The organism is Streptomyces sp. NPDC028910, from assembly GCF_055564955.1.
In genome coordinates this window covers 41,900-62,011 of sequence record NZ_JBVHVF010000024.1, presented here as the reverse complement: position 1 = coordinate 62,011, position 20,112 = coordinate 41,900, and the positions used below count along the sequence as shown (strand labels likewise).

The window sequence follows — 20,112 nt, the reverse complement described above, 5'->3', positions numbered from 1 at the left end:
TTACCGACGGGTACGCCTCCTGGGACAGCCCCGGGAACGCAACGGGCGGGCGAACTCTGGGAGTTCGCCCGCCCGTTGGCGCGGCCTGTCCGGAAAACGGTTCCCGGAATGTCCGGGGATCAGCCCTGCAGGGCCTTGTCGATCGCCGCCGTGAACTGCTCCGCCGTCTGCGGGGTGTCGATCTTCTTGCCGTCCATCTTCAGGGTCGGCGTACCCTTCACCCCGGACTTGTCGAAGGCCTTCGACATCTCCAGCGCCCACCGGTCGTACGTGCCGTCCTCGACGGCCTTCTTGAACTCGGCGTTGCCCTTGAGCGCGGGGACCGTGTCCGCGACCTTCAGCAGGTAGTCGTCCTTGGCGAAGCTGTCGACGGTCTCCTCGGGGTGCAGCTCCTTGGAGTACAGCGCGGCCTTGAAGTCGAGGAAGGCCTGGGGGCTGACGTTCAGCGCCGCGCCCAGCGCGCTCAGCGCGTTCTTCGAGCCCTCGCCCTTGACGGCGTTGTCGATGAAGGTGGCGCCGACGTACTGGAGCTTGTACTTGCCCGCGTCCACGTCCTTCTTGACCTGCTCGCCGACCGCCTGCTCGAAGGAGGCACAGGCCGGGCAGCGCGAGTCCTCATACAGCTCCAGGGTCTTCTTCGCCTCGGCCTTGCCGACGACGACCGTGGTGCCGTCCTCGCCCTCGGTGTTCTTCGGCTTGACCAGCTCGGCCTTGGCGGCCTTCTCCCAGTGGCCGGGCTGGTTGGCCTGCACGAGCCCGTAGCTGACGCCGCCGATCAGGGCGAGCGCGGCGAGCACCGCACCCGCCACGATCACCTGGCGGCGCACCTTGTCCTTCTTCGCCTGCGCCTCGCGCTCGGCGCGCAGCCGCTCGCGGGCCGCTGCCTTGTTCGCCTGGCTGTTGCGTGAACTCATCGTGATCTCCGTGGGATGTGACGTGTGAAGACGTGAAAGGGACTGCCGTACCTGCGTCAGGCGCGTGCGAGCGCGCCGAGCAAGGGCGGTCCCCGCCGTCCCACGGAGTGTGCGGGGAATCGCGTACGGGCTCCCGCGCCCGGGAGGACCGGCCGCAGCGCCCGCCGCGCCGGCCCCCAGGCCACCGCGGCCCGGGCCACCGCCAGCAGCAGCGGCCGGAACGCGAAGGCGGCCACGGCCCGCAGCAGCCTGCCCAGCGCCCGCTCGCCGTGGCGCAGCCACCCGGCGGCCAGCAGCCCCACCGACACGTGGACGCCGAGCAGCAGCCAGGGGGCCCACGGCCCCGGCGAGGCCAGCAGCGCGGCCGGGTCGGCGGCGGGACCGGCGACCTCGGTCAGCGGCCCGCCCACCGGCGTGCCGCCGCACAGCGCGTCCAGGCCCATCGCGCGCAGCGGGCCCGCGACGGGGCCGCCGGCCGGGCCGTAGCAGAGGTGCTGTCCGGAGGTGAAGACGGTGTCGGCGGCCAGCTCCAGCGGTACGAGGAGCCCGGCGATGGGGCCGAAGCCCCGTTCGCGGCCCGCGAGCGCGTAGGCGATCACGAACACGGCGGCGAAGGCCCCACCCACCAGCGCGGGCGGCAGCGGAACCCGGGACAGGAGGACGTGCGAGGCGGCCGAGAGCAGCACGACGGTCGCGCTGAACAGCGCGGCCCGCAGCCCTCGGATCCCTGCTCCTGAAATGTCCATCGCCGCGAGTGTGCCATGCGCACCTGTGAAAGCCCCTCCCAGGTCCCGGCTACGACGTGAGACGCCCGTTGCGGAAGAGGTCCACGAAGATCTGGTGGTCGGCGCGCGCCCGGGCACCGTACGCGTGGGCGAAGTCCACGAGCAGCTCCGCGAAGCCCTCCTCGTCGGCCGCGATCGCCGCGTCGATGGCCCGCTCGGTGGAGAAGGGCACCAGCGTCTGCCCGCTCTCGGCGGCGTCCGCGGCGCCGTGCATGGTCGCGGTCGCCCGGCCCAGGTCCGCGACGACGGCCGCGATCTCCTCCGGATCGTCCAGGTCGGACCAGTCGAGGTCCACCGCGTACGGGGAGACCTCCGCCACCAGCTGCCCCGCCCCGTCCAGCTCCGTCCAGCCCAGCCACGGGTCGGCGTGCGCCTGCAGGGCCCGCTGCGAGATCACCGTGCGGTGCCCCTCGTGGTGGAAGTACTCCCGCACCGCCCGGTCCGTGATGTGCCGGGAGACCGCAGGGGTCTGCGCCTGCTTGAGGTAGATCACGACGTCGTTCTCCAGGGCGTCGCTGTGCCCCTCCAGCAGGATGTTGTAGGAGGGCAGGCCCGCCGAGCCGATTCCGACGCCCCGGCGGCCCACCACGTCCTTGACCCGGTAGGAGTCGGGCCGTACGAGGGACTCGTCGGGGAGGGTCTCCAGGTACCCGTCGAAGGCGGCCAGCACCTTGTAGCGGGTGGCGGCGTCCAGCTCGATGGAGCCCGCGCCGGCCGTGAAGCGGCGCTCGTACTCGCGGATCTCCGTCATCGAGTCCAGGAGCGAGAAGCGGGTACGGGAGCGGGCCGAGCGCAGCGAGGCCAGCAGCGGGCCCTCGGCGGTGTCCAGGGTGAAGGAGGGCACCTCCTCCTGCTTGGCCCCGGTCGCCAGCCGGTGGATCCGCTCCCGGTAGGCGCCGGCGTAGATCCGCACCAGCTCGCTTATCTGATCGTCGCTGAGCGCCTTGGTGTAGCCGATCAGGGCGACGGAGGCGGCGAACCGCTTCAGGTCCCAGGTGAAGGGGCCGACGTACGCCTCGTCGAAGTCGTTGACGTTGAAGATCAGCCGGCCGTTGGAGTCCATGTACGTGCCGAAGTTCTCGGCGTGGAGATCGCCGTGGATCCACACCCGGCCCGTCCGCTCGTCCAGGTACGGGCCGCCGTGCCGGTCCCGCTCCAGGTCGGAGTAGAAGAGGCAGGCCGTGCCCCGGTAGAAGGCGAAGGCGGAGGCGGCCATCTTGCGGAACTTGACCTCGAAGGCAGCGGGGTCGGCGGCGAGCAGCTCACCGAACGCGGTGTCGAACACGTCGAGGATCTCCTCGGCGCGCTGCTCGTCGGTCGTGTCGGGAACCGCCATGGCGGATGCCTCCTGGTGCACGGGGTGGTACAGGTCTGTCCGGTCGGACGCCGGACCGGTGATCCTGGTTCTGCAACGCCCGACCGTACCTGTGAGTGCCCACGCCACGGGAGCCTCGGTGTGACCCTTCCGTGTCGGTCCGGCGACGTAGACTTCGAGGCTGCCCCCTCTCTCCCCCCCGGAGGACTCACACCGTGACCAAGCCGCCGTTCACGCACCTGCACGTCCACACCCAGTACTCGCTGCTGGACGGTGCCGCGCGGCTGAAGGACATGTTCAACGCGTGCAACGAGATGGGCATGACGCACATCGCCATGTCCGACCACGGCAACCTGCACGGGGCCTACGACTTCTTCCACTCCGCCCAGAAGGCCGGCATCACGCCGATCATCGGCATCGAGGCGTACGTCGCCCCCGAGTCCCGGCGCAACAAGCGCCGCATCCAGTGGGGCCAGCCGCACCAGAAGCGCGACGACGTCTCCGGTTCCGGCGGCTACACCCACAAGACGATCTGGGCGGCGAACGCCACCGGCCTGCACAACCTCTTCCGGCTGTCCTCCGACGCGTACAAGGAGGGCTGGCTCACCAAGTGGCCGCGCATGGACAAGGAGACCATCGGCAAGTGGTCCGAGGGCCTGATCGCCTCCACCGGCTGCCCCTCCGGCGAGCTCCAGACCAGGCTGCGCCTCGGCCAGTTCGACGAGGCCCTGAAGGCCGCCTCCGAGTACCAGGACATCTTCGGCAAGGACCGGTACTTCCTGGAGCTGATGGACCACGGCATCGAGATCGAGCGCCGGGTCCGTGACGGGCTGCTGGAGATCGGCAAGAAGCTCGGCATCCCGCCGCTGGTCACGAACGACTCGCACTACACCTACGCGAGCGAGGCGGCCGCCCACGACGCCCTGCTGTGCATCCAGACCGGCAAGAACCTCTCCGACCCGGACCGCTTCCGCTTCGACGGCACCGGCTACTACCTGAAGTCCACGGACGAGATGTACGCCATCGACTCCTCGGACGCCTGGCAGGAGGGCTGCGCCAACACGCGGCTGGTCGCGGAGCAGGTCGACACCGAGGGCATGTTCAAGTTCCGGAACCTGATGCCGAAGTTCGACATCCCGGAGGGCCACACCGAGGTCAGCTGGTTCCGCGAGGAGACCATGCGCGGCATGCACCGCCGCTACCCCGGGGGCATCCCCGAGGACCGGATGAAGCAGGCCGAGTACGAGATGGACACGATCATCTCGATGGGCTTCCCCGGCTACTTCCTCGTGGTCGCCGACTTCATCATGTGGGCCAAGAACCAGGGCATCGCGGTGGGCCCGGGACGAGGCTCCGCGGCCGGCTCGATCGTCGCCTACGCCATGGGCATCACCGACCTCGACCCGCTCACCCACGGTCTGATCTTCGAGCGCTTCCTGAACCCCGAGCGCGTCTCCATGCCCGATGTCGACATCGACTTCGACGAGCGCAGGCGCGTCGAGGTGATCCGGTACGTGACCGAGAAGTACGGCGAGGACAAGGTCGCCATGATCGGCACGTACGGCACCATCAAGGCCAAGAACGCGATCAAGGACTCGGCGCGCGTCCTGGGCTACCCGTACGCCATGGGCGACCGGCTCACCAAGGCCATGCCCGCCGACGTCCTCGGCAAGGGCATCCCGCTCTCCGGCATCCTCGACCCCTCGCACCCCCGCTACAGCGAGGCCGGCGAGATCCGCGGGATGTACGAGAACGAGCCCGACGTGAAGAAGGTCATCGACACCGCCCGCGGTGTGGAGGGCCTGGTCCGCCAGATGGGCGTGCACGCCGCCGGCGTGATCATGTCCAGCGAGACGATCACCGACCACGTGCCCGTCTGGGTGCGGCACACCGACGGCGTCACCATCACCCAGTGGGACTACCCGAGCTGCGAGTCGCTCGGCCTGCTGAAGATGGACTTCCTGGGCCTGCGCAACCTCACGATCATGGACGACGCCGTCAAGATGGTGAAGGCCAACAAGGGGATCGACATCGATCTCCTGGCCCTGCCGCTCGACGACCCCAAGACCTTCGAACTGCTCGGCCGCGGTGACACCCTCGGCGTCTTCCAGTTCGACGGCGGCCCCATGCGCTCGCTGCTGCGCCTGATGAAGCCCGACAACTTCGAGGACATCTCCGCCGTCTCGGCCCTGTACCGGCCGGGCCCGATGGGCATGAACTCGCACACGAACTACGCCCTGCGCAAGAACAAGCAGCAGGAGATCACCCCGATCCACCCGGATCTGGAGAAGCCCCTCGAAGAGGTGCTCGCGGTCACCTACGGCCTGATCGTCTACCAGGAGCAGGTGCAGAAGGCCGCCCAGATCATCGCCGGGTACTCGCTCGGCGAAGCCGACATCCTGCGCCGCGTGATGGGCAAGAAGAAGCCCGAGGAGCTGGCGAAGAACTTCGTCATCTTCCAGGAGGGCGCGAAGAAGAACGGCTACAGCGACAAGGCGATCCAGGCCCTGTGGGACGTCCTGGTCCCCTTCGCCGGCTACGCCTTCAACAAGGCCCACTCGGCCGCGTACGGGCTGGTCTCCTACTGGACCGCCTACCTCAAGGCGAACTTCCCGGCCGAGTACATGGCCGGCCTGCTCACCTCGGTCAAGGACGACAAGGACAAGTCCGCGATCTACCTGAACGAGTGCCGGCGCATGGGCATCAAGGTCCTCCCGCCGAACGTGAACGAGTCCGAGCCGAACTTCGCCGCCCAGGGCGACGACGTGATCCTCTTCGGCCTCACCGCGGTGCGCAACGTCGGCCAGAACGTCGTCGAGTCGATCATCAAGACGAGGAAGGCCAAGGGGAAGTTCTCCTCCTTCCCCGACTTCCTGGACAAGGTCGAGGCCGTCGTCTGCAACAAGCGGACCGTCGAGTCGCTGATCAAGGCCGGCGCCTTCGACGAGATGGGCCACACCCGCAAGGGCCTCGTCGCCCACCACGAGTCGATGATCGACAACGTGGTCGCGGTCAAGCGCAAGGAGGCCGAGGGGCAGTTCGACCTGTTCGGCGGAATGGGCGACGAGGGCGCGAGCGACGAGCCGGGCTTCGGCCTCGACGTGGAGTTCTCCGACGTCGAGTGGGAGAAGTCCTACCTGCTCGCCCAGGAGCGCGAGATGCTCGGCCTCTACGTCTCCGACCACCCGCTCTTCGGCCTGGAGCACGTGCTGTCCGACAAGACGGACGCCGGCATCTCCCAGCTGACCGGCGGCGAGCACTCCGACGGCGCGGTCGTCACCATCGGCGGCATCATCTCGGGCCTCCAGCGCAAGATGACCAAGCAGGGCAACGCCTGGGCCATCGCCACCGTCGAGGACCTGGCCGGCTCCATCGAGTGCATGTTCTTCCCGGCGACCTACCAGCTCGTCTCCACCCAGCTCGTCGAGGACACCGTCGTCTTCGTCAAGGGCCGCCTCGACAAGCGCGAGGACGTCCCCCGCCTGGTCGCCATGGAGATGATGGTCCCCGACCTCACCTCGGCTGGCACCAACGCCCCGGTGGTCCTCACCATCCCCACCGTCAAGGTCACGCCGCCGATGGTGACCCGTCTGGGGGAGATCCTGCGCCACCACAAGGGCAACACCGAGGTGCGGATCAAGCTCCAGGGCCCGCGGACCACCACCGTGCTGCGCCTCGACAAGCACCGCGTCCAGCCCGACCCGGCCCTCTTCGGCGACCTCAAGGTGCTGCTCGGGCCGTCCTGCCTGGCCGGATGACGACGGGCCGGATGACGACCGGCCGCCACCTGCGCGGCGCGCGGAAGGGCCTGCCCGGCATCGCCGGGCAGGCCCTTGCCTCACAGGAGCGCCGGCGTCAGTTGTGGCCGAACTTCTTCTGCTTGCTCTTGTGGGCCAGATCCATCGGACTCGGCGAATGGCTCATCGACTCGGACGAGGACTCGCTGGAGCCCTTCGACGGATCCTGCGACGAGCGGGCCTGCTGCTTCGGCTGCTTCTGCTGCTTGTTCTTGGCCATGGTGGAGCCTCCGTGAGGGTCTAGGGGCCAGGACCGCCTTCACACTCACACAGCACCAGAAATCGCGCATTTTGGATCATTGTCGCGCGGCGCCGGGACCCGTCCGGTACCCGCCCGTGAGATCCGCCACGCCGATGATCGAGTTCCGGCCTTCAACGCCCTTGAGGTCGGGCAGACTCGGGGCACCCGCCGAAAAACACAGAGGACCCCCAGGGAAGAGGGTGGAACGCGTGGACCGCTGCGTCGTCCTGGTGGACGCCGGCTACCTGTTGGGCGCCGCCGCCAGCCTTCTCGCCGGGGAGCCCTCCCGCTCCCGGATCACCGTCGACCACGCGGCCCTCATCCAGGGCCTGCGCGAGCGGGCCGAGGCGGATACCGAGCAGCCCCTGCTGCGCATCTACTGGTTCGACGGTGCGCCCGATCGGGTGCCGCAGCCCGAACACCGGCGGCTGCGCGTCATGTCCCGCGTCACCGTCCGCCTCGGCGCCCTGACCCGCAGCGACGGCCGCTGGGCGCAGAAGGGCGTCGACGCCGCCATGCACGCCGAGCTCACCGAGCTCGCCCGCAACCGCGCCTGCTCCGACGTGGTCCTGGTCACCGGCGACGGCGACCTGCTGCCCGGCCTGATGTCCGCCAAGGAACACGGGGTCGCCGTCCACCTGTGGGCCGTCCAGGCCGCCGACGGGGACTACAACCAGTCCGAGGACCTCGTCGCCGAGGCCGACGAACGCCGCGTCCTCGACCGCGCCTGGATCACCCGGGCCGTCCGCGCCAGGGACCTCACCGGGATGTGCTCCCCGCCGCCCGCCCCGCGCCCCGACATCGCCGCCATCCTCTCGGCCCCGCTGCCCGAGGCGGCGCTCGCCGAGGCCGCCCGCAACGGCGCCGCCGCCACCGGGGACGACGAGCGGGAGGGGGTCCCCGTACCGGCGCCGGCCGCGCCCGGGGGCAAGAGCGTACCCACGCCCAAGGACCTCGCCGGAGCCCTGCGGGCCCCCGGTCAGCAGTCCGGTCAGTCCGGTCCGCAGTCCGGTCCGCAGGCGGGGCCGGGCAGCGGGCCGACCCCGGCCAGCGCCCTGCGCTGGTCCTCCGACAAGGGCTGGATCGACCGGGCCGGACCGCTCGGCGAACCGGCCGAGACCGCCTCGCTGCCCACCCTCGCCCAGCTCACCAGCGCCGAACAGCGCTGGGCGGACCGGGAGGAGGACATCACAACCGTCGGCGGGGACCCGTTCGAGGTGGGACAGGTGTTCGCCCGGCGCTGGATGGAACGGCTCCCCGAGAGCGTGCACCTGCAGAAGCTGGCCACGATGTACCCGCGCATCCCGCACCGGATCGACGGCGAACTGCTGCGGTACGCCGCCCGGTTCGGGCTGCTCGCGCACAAGGACGACCAGATCGACGAGCATGACCGGTACGCCATCCGAGCCGGGTTCTGGAGGGAGATCGACGTCCGGGCGGCCGCCGAGCACGTGGCCGCCGTACCGGCCGCCGCGCCCGGAACCGGCCCCGGCGACCTCGGCGCCCCGCTGACCCCGACGGCCGAGTAGGGGCGGGAACCCCGTAGGCTGCTCCCTCGTGAGTACGGGCACAGCACAGGCGGAAAACGGCACGGCGGCGGCCGCGGGAGCGGCGTCCGACGTGGTCTGCGCGGTGCGTGACCTGGTCAAGACGTACCCCGCGGTACGCGCACGGCGCGGCGCTCCGGCACTGCCCGAGACCCGCGCCAACGACGGCGTCTGCCTGGACGTCCGGCGCGGCGAGATCTTCGGCCTCCTCGGCCCCAACGGCGCCGGCAAGTCGACGCTGGTCCGTCAGCTCACCGGCCTGATGCGACCCGACGCGGGCGCCGTGACCCTGCTCGGCCACGACCTCGTACGCCACCCCGAGCGGGCCGCGCGGCTGCTCGCCTACCTGGGGCAGGAGTCCACCGCCCTGGACGAGCTCACGGTGGCGCTGGCCGCCGAGACCACCGGACGGCTGCGCGGGCTCGACCTGCGGGCGGCGCGAGCCGCACGCGACGCCGTACTGGAGGAACTCGGGCTGAACGGGATCGCCGGACGGCCCCTGAAGAAACTTTCCGGCGGACAGCGGCGCCTCGCCTGCTTCGCCGCCGCGCTGGTGGGGGAGCGGCCCGTACTGGTCCTCGACGAGCCCACCACCGGCATGGACCCGGTGGCCCGGCGGGCGGTGTGGGCGGCCGTGGACCGGCGGCGCGCGCAGCACGGCGCGACGGTCCTGCTCGTCACCCACAACGTCATCGAGGCCGAGACCGTCCTCGACCGGGTCGCCGTCATCGACCAGGGCAAGGTCATCGCCTGCGACACCCCGGCCGGACTGAAGGCCAGGGTCTCGGGCGAGGTCCGGCTGGAGCTGGTGTGGCGCTGCGCCCCGCCGCTGGAGGTGCCGGAGGTCGCGGCGCTCGCACCGCGGGCCACCGAGTCCGGCCGCCGCTGGGTGCTGCGGCTGGCGCCGGAGGAGGCGCGTGCCGCGGTGGCAGCGGTCACCGGAGGGCCGGCCTTCGCCGCCCTCGACGATTTCACGCTCGCCACACCGAGCCTGGAGGACGTCTACCTGGCGCTGGGCGGGCGGACGAAGGGGCTGGTGAAGTCGTGACCACCACCACTGCCGCGGGGCACACCGCTGTGGGGAACACCGCTGTGGGCGTGCTCGCGCCGAGGGCACGGTTCTTCCCCTCGCTGGCCGCCGTGTACCGGGCGCAGCTGTCCCGGGCGCGGGTCGCGCGGATCCCGCTGCTGTTCGTGGCCACCTTCCAGTCCGTCGGAATCATGATCCTGATGCGGGGCGTGGTCGACGGGGGCTCGGAGGCCCGGGCCGTCGTCGCCGGGTCCTCGGTGCTCGTCGTCGCCTTCGTCGCGCTGAACCTGCTCGCGCAGTACTTCGGGCAGCTGCGGGCCGGCGGCGGGCTCGACCACTACGCCACCCTGCCGGTGCCGCCCGCGTCGGTGGTGCTGGGCGCGGCCGGCGCGTACGCCTCCTTCACGCTGCCGGGGACGCTGGTCACCGCCGTCTTCGGGTGCCTCCTGTTCGGCCTGCCGATGAGCGGACTGTGGATCCTGGCCGCGGTGGTACCGCTGGCCGGGGCCGCGCTGGCCGGGCTCGGCGCGACGCTGGGGCTGCTGGCGCCGCGGCAGGAACTGGCCACCCTCGCGGGGCAGCTGGGGATGTCGGCGGCGCTGCTGCTGGGGGTGCTGCCGCCCGAGCGGATGCCCGGCGTGATCGTGTGGGCCCGGGACCTGCTGCCGTCGACGTACGGGGTGGAGGCCTTCGCGCGTACCTTCGCCCCGGAACCGGACTGGGCCGCCGTCGCCTTCGACCTCGGTGTGTGCGGGGTGGTGGGGGTGCTCTCGCTGGCCCTCGCGACGTGGGCGTACCGGCGGGCCGCGGTCCGCTGACGTCCGCCGGCTTCCGCTGACCTCGCTGACGCGGTCCGCCGAGACCGTTGCCGGTCGCACCTGGCACGATGTGGGGGTGACCGAAGCCGTGACCCCGCCGTCTCCTTTCGACCCGCCGTCGCTCCCGCCCGAGAAACCGCGTGATGCCGCCGCGGCCATCACCCCGGAGGACGTCCGGGACGGGGCCGTCGTCGCCCTGGTCGTGGGGGTGGCCGGGCTGCTCCTCGGACTGCTGTGGGTATGGCTGGCGCCGCGGGTGCAGTACGTCTCCAACGGGGAGTCCGTGTTCCTGCGCAACAGCGAGAGCGAGGCGCGGATCGCGGCCGACGGGACCTTCTTCCTGCTGTCGGTGGGGCTGGGCGTGCTGAGCGCCGTCGGCACGTTCCTGTGGCGCCGGGGCGGTGGCGTGCCGCTGGTGATCGGGCTGGCGGTCGGGGCCGGCTTCGCCGCGCTGGCGGGGTGGCGGTTCGGGCTGTGGCTGGACCCGTCGGCGGATCTGGCGGCCGCGGCGGTCAGGGCGGGCAAGGGGGTGGCCTTCGACGCGCCGCTGCAGTTGCTGGCGCACGGGGCGTTGCTGGCGTGGCCGATGGCCGCGGTGCTGGTCCACCTGGGCCTCATGGCCCTGTGGGCCCCGCGGGACCCGGATCCGGCCCCGGCCGTCGGCTGGAGCGGCTACTACCAGGCGCCGCCGGCCGGCCCCTCGGCCGGGGAGACCCCGCGCCCCTGACCCCTGCGGGCCCGCTGCCGGGGCTCCGCCCCGGACCCCGCGCCTCAAACGCCGGCGAGGCTGAAAGACCGGGGCTCCGCCCCAGACCCCGCGCCTCAAACGCCGGCGGGGCTGGATTTGCCCGGCGAGGCTGGATCTTTCAGCCCCGCCGGCGTTTGAGGCGAGGGGGTTCGGGGGCGGAGCCCCTGACAGTGGCGCAGACGGCTACGGGCGGGCGATGGGGGCCAGTACGGCCCCCGTGAGGGTGGCCAGGTCCGCGGGGGACAGCTCGATCTCCAGGCCGCGGCGGCCCGCCGAGCAGCAGATCGTGGCGTGCGCCGTCGCGGACTCGTCGAGCACCGTGCGCAGCCGCTTGCGCTGACCGAGCGGGGAGATGCCCCCCAGGACGTAGCCGGTCGTGCGCTCCGCCAGCGCGGCATCGGCCATCGCCGCCCGCTTTCCGCCGACCGCCGCGGCCAGCGACTTCAGGTCCAGTGACCCCGAGACCGGGACCACCGCCACCGTCAGGACGCCGTCCACGTCCGCGATCAGGGTCTTGAAGACCTGGGCGGGGGAGACGCCCAGGGCCTGCGCCGCCTCCTCGCCGTACGAGGGGTGCGCCGGGTCGTGCTCGTACGCGTGCGTGGTGAACGCGACGCCCGCCGCCGTCAGCGCCACGATCGCGGGGGTGCCCGCCGGCTTCTTCCGCGCCATCAGTTCGGGCTCGTCGGGGCGCGGGTCAGGTCCACCGCCGGCAGGGACGGGAGGTGACGGATCACCGCCGTCTCCGTACGCAGCAGCTTGAGCTCCTCCGCCAGCCGGGTCGCCGTGTCCGGGGCCTGCAGCAGCCGCTGCTTCGCCGGGATGTCCAGCACCGCCGCCGCTGCCACCAGGTACGAGACCACCGACGGCTCGTCGGGCAGTTCCGTGGCCGTCAGGGACCGCTCGCGGGCTCCGGCCAGCCGCTTCTGGTAGTTGCGGAAGGCCCGCAGCACCCCCTCGGCCAGGACCTCCGCGCCGTCGCCCGAATCCTCCGTGAGCTCTTCCAGCTCCGCCGTCAGGAAGGGGCCCGAGGAGTCGACCGAGACCAGCCGGACCCGCGTCGTGCCGGTCGCCAGGACCTCGAAGCTGCCGTCCTCCCGCTCCCGGATCGTGGCCGCGTCCGCGATGCAGCCCACCCGGTGGAAGGCCTGGATCGGGTCGGCGCCGAAGCCCGCGGCAGGGCCCCGCTCCGGCAGGGACGTCTGGTCCGGCAGGCCGGGCGCGGTCGGCGCGACCTCCCGGCCGTCGCGGATCGCGACGACCGCGAAACGACGCGGCCCGTCCTCGCCCGTCTTCAGCAGCTCGCGCATCATGGCGCGATAACGCTCCTCGAAGATGTTCAGCGGGAGGACGAGGCCCGGGAACAGCACCGAGTTCAGCGGGAAGAGGGGCAGGCGAACGGTGGTCACGAGGCACAGGGTAGTGGCCGGGGACCGGCAGTCCCTAGCCGGTTACCCGCGCCTCAGCAGCCGGGAGGCCCCCGCCGCCACCGTCGTCGCCAGGATCCATCCGAGGAGGACCAGCGCCGCCGCTCCCCACTGCCAGCCGCCCTCCAGCCTCCACCGGCCCTCCTGCCCGAGATCGATCACCGGCAGCAGGAGGTCCAGCGCGTACAGGGCGGCATTCCACTGCGGGGACTCGTCCGCCTTGATCGCCGGTGGATCGTGCTGGGAGAAGAGCAGCGCGCCCGCCGCCCACAGGACCGCCATCCACAGCGCGGCCCGGCCGGGGCGGTACCCGTAGACCACCGTCCAGTCCTGGAGGTACCCCCACGCCTTCGGCCCCGGCGGCAGCGTGGCCCGGCGCCGGCGCTGCTTGGCCAGCAGCACCTCGCGGGCGTCCGCGTCCTCGCCGCTGGCGCGCAGGACGGAGGCGAGGCGTTCGTAGGGCTCCGGGGAGTACTCCACCGTCGCCGCCTCGACCCAGGCCAGCCTGCGGGAGAGGGGGAAGTGGCCGCGGGGCGCGAGGTTCTCGTAGACGAAGCCCTCGATCGACACCCCGCCCGGACCCGGCCAGCTCGTGGAGGTGTCGACGAGCTTGACCACCTTGGCCCCGGACACCACCACCCGCCCGTGCTCCGGCCGCTCGCCGACGAAGCGGAATTCGGGGGTCTGGATCCGGCGCAGGGATATCTCCTGCTCGGCCGTGAGCAGGAAGCGCGCCCCGTAGAAGTCGATGGCGTCCCCGAAGCGGCCGTCGTCCAGCCGCAGCCCGCCCCGGCACTCGAAGCGCTGCGCCCGCTGACCGCGCGTCGGGGTCGTCCCCAGCCCGTACGGGGGAGTGGAGGAGCCCCCGCCGGGCACGTAGTCCAGCGCGATGGAGGTCAGGTACAAGGTCCGCTCGACGGTCAGCTGCGGGGCGTTCAGCGCGTACCGCCCGTACGGATTGCGCAGGCGCGCTCCGCGCAGGTTCATGGAGACGCCGACCTTGGCGCCGCGCAGGCTCACCTCCCCGTACGTTTCCAGCAGCTCGCCCTGCAGGTCCTGCGCGACCGACATCCCGTCGGCGGCGATCGCCCGGCCCTTGGTGTCCCGCTGCACCACGACCTGGCTGACCAGCAGGTCGGTGCCGATCTGCGCGTCGGTCAGCCGGATCCCGCGCGCCACCCGGCAGCGCGGCAGGTGCAGATCGCCCTCGGTGTGCAGGCGGGCCGCCTCCAGCCGCGGAATCGCGCAGTTGATCAGGCGCAGCGTGCCGAAGCGGGCCTCGGACAGCTGGATCTCGCTGTCGAAGCGGCAGGACTGGAGCTCCACGTACGGGGCCACCGAGCCGCCGGACAGATCGAGCCGCCCCGTGATCCGCACGCCGCGCAGCTTCAAGGAGGCCACCCGGCCCGGTATCGGCGGCGGCCCGTGGAGCAGCAGCAGGGCGACCACCTCGGCGCGGACGCTGCGCCCGGCGCCCCAGACGCGGTCGGCGTGCGGATCGTCCTGGCCGGCGGCGCGGGCACTGAGATCGCAGACGCTGCCCGTGCGGTACGCCTCCCACATGCGGTGCTCGGCAGGGGTGAGGTCCGCCGGCTCCTCACCCACGCGTGCCTCGGTCATGGCGGCCCCCCTCCGCTGTCCCCTCACGCCTTCACGACGTTCGTGATCAAAGCTAACGGGCCCCTGTGACATCCGGGGCGTGTATCAGCCAGTGATACGGGCGAACGGTGGCGTGAGGCGGTCTGAGAGAATTGGGACGTGATCTCTCGAATCGACCTGCGCGGTTCCGCCCTCCCCGAGGGCGGCGCCCTGCGCGATCTGCTGCCCCGTGCCGAGTTCGACGTAGAAGCCGCCCTGGAGAAGGTGCGGCCCATCTGCGAGGACGTGCATCATCGTGGCACGGCGGCGCTGATCGAGTACGCGCAGAAGTTCGACGGAGTCGAGCTCTCGCAGGTCCGGGTACCCGCGGAGGCCATCAAGGCCGCCCTGGAAGAGCTGGACCCGGCCGTCCGCGCCGCCCTGGAGGAGTCGATCCGGCGCGCCCGGATCGTGCACCGGAACCAGCGCCGCACCGAGCACACCACCCAGGTGGTCCCCGGCGGCACGGTGACCGAGAAGTGGGTTCCGGTGGAGCGCGTGGGGCTGTACGCCCCGGGCGGCCGCTCGGTGTACCCCTCCTCCGTCGTCATGAACGTCGTGCCGGCGCAGGAGGCGGGCGTCGAGTCCATCGCGCTCGCGTCCCCGCCGCAAAAGGAGTTCGGCGGTCTGCCGCACCCGACGATCCTCGCCGCGTGCGCGCTGCTCGGTGTGGACGAGGTGTACGCGGCGGGCGGCGCCGTCGCCGTCGCGATGTTCGCGTACGGCACCGAGGACTGCCTGCCCGTGAACATGGTGACCGGCCCCGGCAACATCTGGGTCGCGGCCGCCAAGCGCTACTTCACCGGGAAGATCGGCATCGACACCGAGGCCGGTCCGACCGAGATCGCGGTCCTCGCGGACTCCACGGCCGACCCGGTGCACGTCGCCGCCGACCTGATCAGCCAGGCCGAGCACGACCCGCTGGCCGCGGCCGTGCTCGTCACGGACTCCGCGGAGCTCGCCGAGGCCGTCGAGCGGGAGCTTGAGCCGCAGGTCGCCGCGACCAAGCACGTCGAGGACCGGATCAAGCCCGCCCTCGCCGGCAAGCAGTCCGCGATCGTGCTGGTCGACAGCCTGGAGGACGGCCTCAAGGTCGTCGACGCGTACGGAGCCGAGCACCTGGAGATCCAGACCGCCGACGCCGCCGCCTGGGCCGCCCGCGTACGCAACGCCGGTGCGATCTTCGTCGGTCCGTGGGCCCCGGTCTCGCTCGGCGACTACTGCGCCGGGTCGAACCACGTGCTGCCCACCGGCGGCTGCGCCTGCCACTCCTCCGGCCTGTCCGTGCAGTCCTTCCTGCGCGGCATCCACATCGTCGACTACACGCGCGACGCGCTCGCCGAGGTCACCCACCACGTGGTGACGCTGGCCGAGGCCGAGGACCTGCCCGCGCACGGCGCCGCCCTCAAGGCGCGCTTCGAGTGGAAGGTGCCGACCGTATGACCGACACCATCGGCATCGACGACCTGCCCATCCGGGACGAGCTGCGCGGCAAGACCCCGTACGGCGCCCCGCAGCTCGACGTGCCCGTCCAGCTGAACACGAACGAGAACCCGTACGAGCTCCCCGAGGCGCTCGTACGGCGCATCGCCGAGCGCGTCGCCGAGGCCGCCCGCACCCTCAACCGCTACCCCGACCGGGACGCGGTCGAGCTGCGCACCGAGCTGGCCGCCTACCTCACCCGTACGGGCAAGCACCCGGTCGCGCGGGAGAACGTATGGGCCGCCAACGGCTCCAACGAGGTCATCCAGCAGCTGCTGCAGACCTTCGGCGGGCCCGGCCGCACCGCGATCGGCTTCGAGCCCTCGTACTCGATGCACGCGCTGATCTCCCGCGGCACCGGCACCGGGTGGATCTCCGGCCCGCGCCGCGAGGACTTCACGATCGACGTGGAGGCGGCCGAGCGGGCGATCGCCGAGCACGCGCCCGACGTCGTCTTCATCACCTCGCCCAACAACCCCACGGGTACCGCGGTCGAGGCCGAGACGGTCCTCGCTCTCTACGAGGCCGCCCAGGCGGCCAAGCCCTCCCTGGTGATCGTCGACGAGGCGTACGTGGAGTTCAGCCACCGCGACTCGCTGCTGCCCCTCATCGAGGGACGGCCGAATCTGGTGGTCTCCCGGACCATGTCCAAGGCCTTCGGCGCGGCCGGTCTGCGCCTGGGCTACCTGGCCGCGCACCCCGCCGTCGTCGACGCCGTGCAGCTGGTGCGCCTGCCGTACCACCTGTCGGCCGTCACCCAGGCGACCGCGCTGGCCGCCCTGGAGCACACCGACACCCTGCTCGGCTACGTCGAGCAGCTCAAGGCCGAGCGGGACCGCCTGGTCGTCGAACTGCGGGCCCTCGGCTACGAGGTCACCGAGTCCGACGCGAACTTCATCCAGTTCGGGAAGTTCGAGGACGCCCACACCGCCTGGCAGAAGATCCTCGACCAGGGCGTCCTGGTCCGGGACAACGGCGTACCGGGCCGACTGCGGGTCACCGCCGGCACGCCGGCAGAGAACGACGCGTTCCTGGAAGCGGTTCGCGCACTGAAGAAGGAGCAGCACGCATGAGCCGCATCGGACGGGTCGAACGGACCACCAAGGAGACCTCGGTCGTCGTCGAGATAAACCTCGACGGCACCGGCCAGGTCGACGTCTCGACGGGCGTGGGCTTCTACGACCACATGCTCGACCAGCTCGGCCGCCACGGCCTCTTCGACCTCACGGTCAAGACCGACGGCGACCTGCACATCGACACCCACCACACCATCGAGGACACCGCCCTCGCGCTGGGCGCCGCCTTCAAGCAGGCCCTCGGCGACAAGGTGGGCATCTACCGCTTCGGCAACTGCACCGTCCCGCTCGACGAGTCCCTCGCCCAGGTAACCGTGGACCTGTCCGGCCGCCCCTACCTCGTGCACACCGAGCCCGAGAACATGGCGCCGATGATCGGCACGTACGACACGACGATGACCCGGCACATCTTCGAGTCCTTCGTCGCGCAGGCCCAGATCGCCCTGCACATCCACGTCCCGTACGGCCGCAACGCCCACCACATCGTGGAGTGCCAGTTCAAGGCCCTCGCCCGGGCCCTGCGCTACGCCGCCGAGTTCGACCCGCGCGCGGCCGGCATCCTGCCCTCCACGAAGGGCGCCCTCTAGCCGTGACCGGCCTCAACACCATCCTGATCGTCCTCGGCCTGTTCCTGGCCGGCGGCGTCTACTCCTTCCACAAGCAGCAGATGCCCAAGTCGGTCATCGTCCTGCTCGCCATCGGCTCCGCGATGTGTCTGCTCGCCGGAGTCCTGCGGATCCAAGGAATCTGGGAATGAGCACAGCACGCCCCACCAAGAAGGTCGTGGTCTTCGACTACGGCTTCGGCAACGTCCGCTCCGCCGAGCGCGCCCTCGCCCGCGCCGGCGCCGACGTCGAGATCACCCGCGACTACGACAAGGCCATGGACGCCGACGGACTCCTCGTCCCCGGCGTCGGCGCCTTCTCCGCCTGCATGCAGGGCCTCAAGGACGTCCGCGGCGACTGGATCATCGGCCGCCGGCTCTCCGGCGGCCGCCCCGTCATGGGCATCTGCGTCGGCATGCAGATCCTCTTCGAGCGCGGCATCGAGCACGGCGTCGAGACCGAGGGCCTCGACGAGTGGCCCGGCACAGTCGGCCCGCTCAAGGCCCCCATCGTCCCCCACATGGGCTGGAACACCGTCGAGGCCCCGGCCGACAGCCAGGCCTTCGCCGGCCTGGACGCCGACGCCCGGTTCTACTTCGTGCACTCCTACGCGGCGCACGACTGGAGCCTGGAGACCACCAACCCGCTGATCCGCGCCCCCAAGGTCACCTGGGCCACCCACGGCGAGCGCTTCGTCGCGGCGGTGGAGAACGGGGCCCTGTGGGCCACCCAGTTCCACCCGGAGAAGTCCGGCGACGCCGGCGCCCAGCTCCTCACCAACTGGATCGAGACCCTGTGATGACCGCGCACTCCGCCAAGCTGGAACTCCTCCCCGCGGTCGACGTCCGCGACGGCCAGGCCGTCCGCCTCGTGCACGGGGTGTCCGGCAGCGAGACCTCCTACGGTTCCCCGCTGGAGGCGGCCCTCGCCTGGCAGCGCTCCGGCGCCGAATGGCTGCACCTGGTCGACCTCGACGCCGCCTTCGGCACCGGCGACAACCGCGCCCTGGTCGCCGAGATCACCGCCGCCATGGACATCAAGGTCGAGCTCTCCGGCGGCATCCGCGACGACGCCTCGCTGGCCGCGGCCCTCGCCACCGGCTGCACCCGCGTCAACCTCGGCACCGCGGCCCTGGAGACCCCCGAGTGGGCCGCCAGGGCGATCGCCGAGCACGGCGACAAGATCGCGGTCGGCCTCGACGTACGCGGCACCACCCTCAAGGGCCGCGGCTGGACCAGCGAGGGCGGTGACCTGTACGAGACCCTCGCGCGGCTGGACTCCGAGGGCTGCGCCCGCTACGTCGTCACCGACATCGGCAAGGACGGCACGCTCACCGGCCCCAACCTGGAGCTGCTGAAGAACGTCTGCGCCGCCACCGACCGCCCCGTCGTCGCCTCCGGAGGCATCTCCTCCCTGGACGACCTGCGGGCGCTCGCCGAGCTGGTGCCGCTGGGCGTCGAGGGCGCGATCGTCGGCAAGGCCCTGTACGCCAAGGCCTTCACCCTGGAAGAAGCCCTGAAGGTGGTCTCCGCATGAGCTCCGACGAAGTACGCCGCATCTCGTCCGGCGGCGCCTACGAGGACGTGATCGGCTACTCCCGCGCCGTTCAGCTCCCCAACGGCCTCGTGCTCGTCTCCGGCTGCACCGCGGCCGACGGCGGCGGCCCGTACGAGCAGGCGATCATGGCCTTCGGCGTGGCCTTCAAGGCCCTCGCCCAGGCCGGGCTCGGTCCCGAGGACGTGGTCCGCACCCGGATGTACCTCACCCACGCCCGGGACGTGGACGACGTGGGCCGCGCCCACAAGGAGCTGTTCGACGCGGTCCGCCCCGCCGCATCCATGATCATCGTTTCTGGCTTCGTCGACCCGGGCATGGTCGTCGAGGTCGAGGTCGAGGCCTACCGAGGAGCGTCCGCATGACTCTCGCCGTACGGGTGATCCCCTGCCTGGACGTGGACAACGGCCGGGTCGTCAAGGGCGTCAACTTCCAGAACCTGCGGGACGCCGGTGACCCGGTGGAGATGGCCAAGCTGTACGACGCCGAGGGCGCCGACGAGCTGACCTTCCTCGACATCACCGCGTCCTCCGGGAACCGCGAGACCACGTACGACGTGGTGCGCAGGACCGCCGAGCAGGTCTTCATCCCGCTGACCGTGGGCGGCGGCGTCCGCACCGCGGACGACGTGGACAAGCTGCTGCGGGCCGGTGCGGACAAGGTGGGCGTGAACACCGCCGCGATCGCCCGCCCCGAGCTCATCCAGGAGATCGCGGAGCGCTTCGGCCGTCAGGTCCTCGTACTGTCGGTCGACGCCCGCAGGACCGAGTCGGGCTCCTTCGAGGTCACCACGCACGGCGGCCGCCGGGGCACGGGCATCGACGCCGTCGAGTGGGCCCACCGGGCCGCGGAACTGGGCGCCGGGGAGATCCTGCTGAACTCGATGGACGCGGACGGCACCAAGGACGGCTACGACACCGAGATGATCGCGGCCGTACGCAAGCACGTCACGGTCCCCGTGATCGCCTCGGGCGGCGCGGGCGAGCTGGCGCACTTCGCCCCGGCGATCGCGGCGGGCGCCGACGCGGTGCTCGCGGCGTCGGTGTTCCACTTCGGTGACCTGCGGATCTCCGAGGTCAAGACCGCCCTCCGCGAAGCGGGCCACCCGGTCCGCTGAGGCCGCCTCCTGGGGCTC

20 protein-coding genes are annotated in these 20,112 nt (G+C 71.5%); 13 read left to right on the top strand and 7 right to left on the bottom strand.

The features are described from left to right. Window positions 1-119: 119 nt before the first annotated feature. Genes ACZ4TV_RS25890 through ACZ4TV_RS25880 form a run of 3 tightly spaced genes read right to left on the bottom strand, consistent with a single transcriptional unit; the run spans window position 120 to window position 3,035 of the window. Complete coding sequence (locus ACZ4TV_RS25890) at window positions 120-914, bottom strand: DsbA family protein (RefSeq protein WP_468137275.1); 795 nt, start codon at window positions 912-914, stop codon at window positions 120-122. Between the two features lie 56 nt (window positions 915-970). Then, window positions 971-1,660, bottom strand: coding sequence for a hypothetical protein (locus tag ACZ4TV_RS25885; RefSeq protein ID WP_468137273.1), 690 nt, complete (start codon window positions 1,658-1,660; stop codon window positions 971-973). A gap of 49 nt (window positions 1,661-1,709) precedes the next feature. Then, a complete protein-coding gene (locus tag ACZ4TV_RS25880; protein ID WP_468137272.1) occupies window positions 1,710-3,035 on the bottom strand; it encodes a DUF2252 domain-containing protein in 1,326 nt (441 codons plus the stop codon). A 194-nt stretch (window positions 3,036-3,229) separates the two neighbouring features. On the opposite strand from ACZ4TV_RS25880, the gene dnaE reads away from it, so the two are divergent. Beyond that, complete coding sequence (gene dnaE, locus ACZ4TV_RS25875) at window positions 3,230-6,772, top strand: DNA polymerase III subunit alpha (protein WP_468137270.1); 3,543 nt, start codon at window positions 3,230-3,232, stop codon at window positions 6,770-6,772. 97 nt (window positions 6,773-6,869) lie between these two features. Here the strand turns inward: dnaE and ACZ4TV_RS25870 are convergent, their stop codons facing one another. Beyond that, complete coding sequence (locus tag ACZ4TV_RS25870) at window positions 6,870-7,031, bottom strand: hypothetical protein (RefSeq protein ID WP_468137269.1); 162 nt, start codon at window positions 7,029-7,031, stop codon at window positions 6,870-6,872. A gap of 221 nt (window positions 7,032-7,252) precedes the next feature. Between ACZ4TV_RS25870 and ACZ4TV_RS25865 the strand changes: the two genes are divergently transcribed. From ACZ4TV_RS25865 to ACZ4TV_RS25850, 4 genes are all read left to right on the top strand, one after another. Further along, window positions 7,253-8,581, top strand: a complete 1,329-nt coding sequence (locus ACZ4TV_RS25865; RefSeq protein ID WP_468137268.1) for an NYN domain-containing protein — start codon at window positions 7,253-7,255, stop codon at window positions 8,579-8,581. A 28-nt stretch (window positions 8,582-8,609) separates the two neighbouring features. Continuing rightward, window positions 8,610-9,647 carry an ABC transporter ATP-binding protein gene (locus ACZ4TV_RS25860; RefSeq protein WP_468137266.1) on the top strand — a complete coding sequence of 346 codons (1,038 nt, stop codon included), beginning with the start codon at window positions 8,610-8,612 and terminating at the stop codon, window positions 9,645-9,647. Next, complete coding sequence (locus ACZ4TV_RS25855) at window positions 9,644-10,447, top strand: ABC transporter permease (RefSeq protein WP_468137265.1); 804 nt, start codon at window positions 9,644-9,646, stop codon at window positions 10,445-10,447. Before ACZ4TV_RS25860 ends, ACZ4TV_RS25855 begins: the two co-directional genes overlap by 4 nt. A gap of 76 nt (window positions 10,448-10,523) precedes the next feature. Continuing rightward, complete coding sequence (locus tag ACZ4TV_RS25850; RefSeq protein ID WP_468137264.1) at window positions 10,524-11,174, top strand: hypothetical protein; 651 nt, start codon at window positions 10,524-10,526, stop codon at window positions 11,172-11,174. A gap of 204 nt (window positions 11,175-11,378) precedes the next feature. Here ACZ4TV_RS25850 and ybaK read toward each other — a convergent pair whose 3' ends face one another. The 3 genes from ybaK to ACZ4TV_RS25835 are packed head-to-tail and all read right to left on the bottom strand — an operon-like array spanning window position 11,379 to window position 14,242. Further along, window positions 11,379-11,867, bottom strand: a complete 489-nt coding sequence (gene ybaK, locus ACZ4TV_RS25845) for a Cys-tRNA(Pro) deacylase (RefSeq protein ID WP_468137262.1) — start codon at window positions 11,865-11,867, stop codon at window positions 11,379-11,381. Continuing rightward, window positions 11,867-12,604: an LON peptidase substrate-binding domain-containing protein gene (locus tag ACZ4TV_RS25840; RefSeq protein ID WP_468137261.1), complete on the bottom strand. Its 738-nt coding sequence runs from the start codon at window positions 12,602-12,604 to the stop codon at window positions 11,867-11,869. Before ACZ4TV_RS25840 ends, ybaK begins: the two co-directional genes overlap by 1 nt. Window positions 12,605-12,646: 42 nt before the next feature. Then, the gene (locus ACZ4TV_RS25835; RefSeq protein ID WP_468137260.1) at window positions 12,647-14,242 is read right to left on the bottom strand and encodes an oxidoreductase; all 1,596 of its coding nucleotides are present in this window, start codon (window positions 14,240-14,242) and stop codon (window positions 12,647-12,649) included. Between the two features lie 138 nt (window positions 14,243-14,380). Between ACZ4TV_RS25835 and hisD the strand changes: the two genes are divergently transcribed. Genes hisD through hisF form a run of 8 tightly spaced genes read left to right on the top strand, consistent with a single transcriptional unit; the run spans window position 14,381 to window position 20,094 of the window. Further along, window positions 14,381-15,703 (top strand): histidinol dehydrogenase, encoded by a 1,323-nt coding sequence (gene hisD / locus ACZ4TV_RS25830; RefSeq protein ID WP_468137259.1) that lies wholly within the window; start codon window positions 14,381-14,383, stop codon window positions 15,701-15,703. Further along, window positions 15,700-16,815, top strand: a complete 1,116-nt coding sequence (locus ACZ4TV_RS25825; RefSeq protein ID WP_468137258.1) for a histidinol-phosphate transaminase — start codon at window positions 15,700-15,702, stop codon at window positions 16,813-16,815. Before hisD ends, ACZ4TV_RS25825 begins: the two co-directional genes overlap by 4 nt. Further along, window positions 16,812-17,405 (top strand): imidazoleglycerol-phosphate dehydratase HisB, encoded by a 594-nt coding sequence (gene hisB / locus ACZ4TV_RS25820; RefSeq protein WP_326591415.1) that lies wholly within the window; start codon window positions 16,812-16,814, stop codon window positions 17,403-17,405. Before ACZ4TV_RS25825 ends, hisB begins: the two co-directional genes overlap by 4 nt. A 2-nt stretch (window positions 17,406-17,407) precedes the next feature. Next, window positions 17,408-17,575, top strand: coding sequence for a hypothetical protein (locus ACZ4TV_RS25815; RefSeq protein ID WP_468137257.1), 168 nt, complete (start codon window positions 17,408-17,410; stop codon window positions 17,573-17,575). Continuing rightward, the gene (hisH, locus tag ACZ4TV_RS25810; protein WP_468137256.1) at window positions 17,572-18,222 is read left to right on the top strand and encodes an imidazole glycerol phosphate synthase subunit HisH; all 651 of its coding nucleotides are present in this window, start codon (window positions 17,572-17,574) and stop codon (window positions 18,220-18,222) included. Before ACZ4TV_RS25815 ends, hisH begins: the two co-directional genes overlap by 4 nt. Further along, window positions 18,222-18,959, top strand: a complete 738-nt coding sequence (priA, locus tag ACZ4TV_RS25805) for a bifunctional 1-(5-phosphoribosyl)-5-((5-phosphoribosylamino)methylideneamino)imidazole-4-carboxamide isomerase/phosphoribosylanthranilate isomerase PriA (protein ID WP_468137255.1) — start codon at window positions 18,222-18,224, stop codon at window positions 18,957-18,959. The genes hisH and priA overlap by 1 nt, the downstream gene beginning before the upstream one ends. After that, window positions 18,956-19,342, top strand: coding sequence for a RidA family protein (locus tag ACZ4TV_RS25800; RefSeq protein ID WP_468137254.1), 387 nt, complete (start codon window positions 18,956-18,958; stop codon window positions 19,340-19,342). The genes priA and ACZ4TV_RS25800 overlap by 4 nt, the downstream gene beginning before the upstream one ends. After that, on the top strand, window positions 19,339-20,094 hold the full coding sequence (hisF, locus tag ACZ4TV_RS25795; protein ID WP_468137252.1) for an imidazole glycerol phosphate synthase subunit HisF: 756 nt from the start codon (window positions 19,339-19,341) through the stop codon (window positions 20,092-20,094). Before ACZ4TV_RS25800 ends, hisF begins: the two co-directional genes overlap by 4 nt. Window positions 20,095-20,112: the final 18 nt, after the last annotated feature.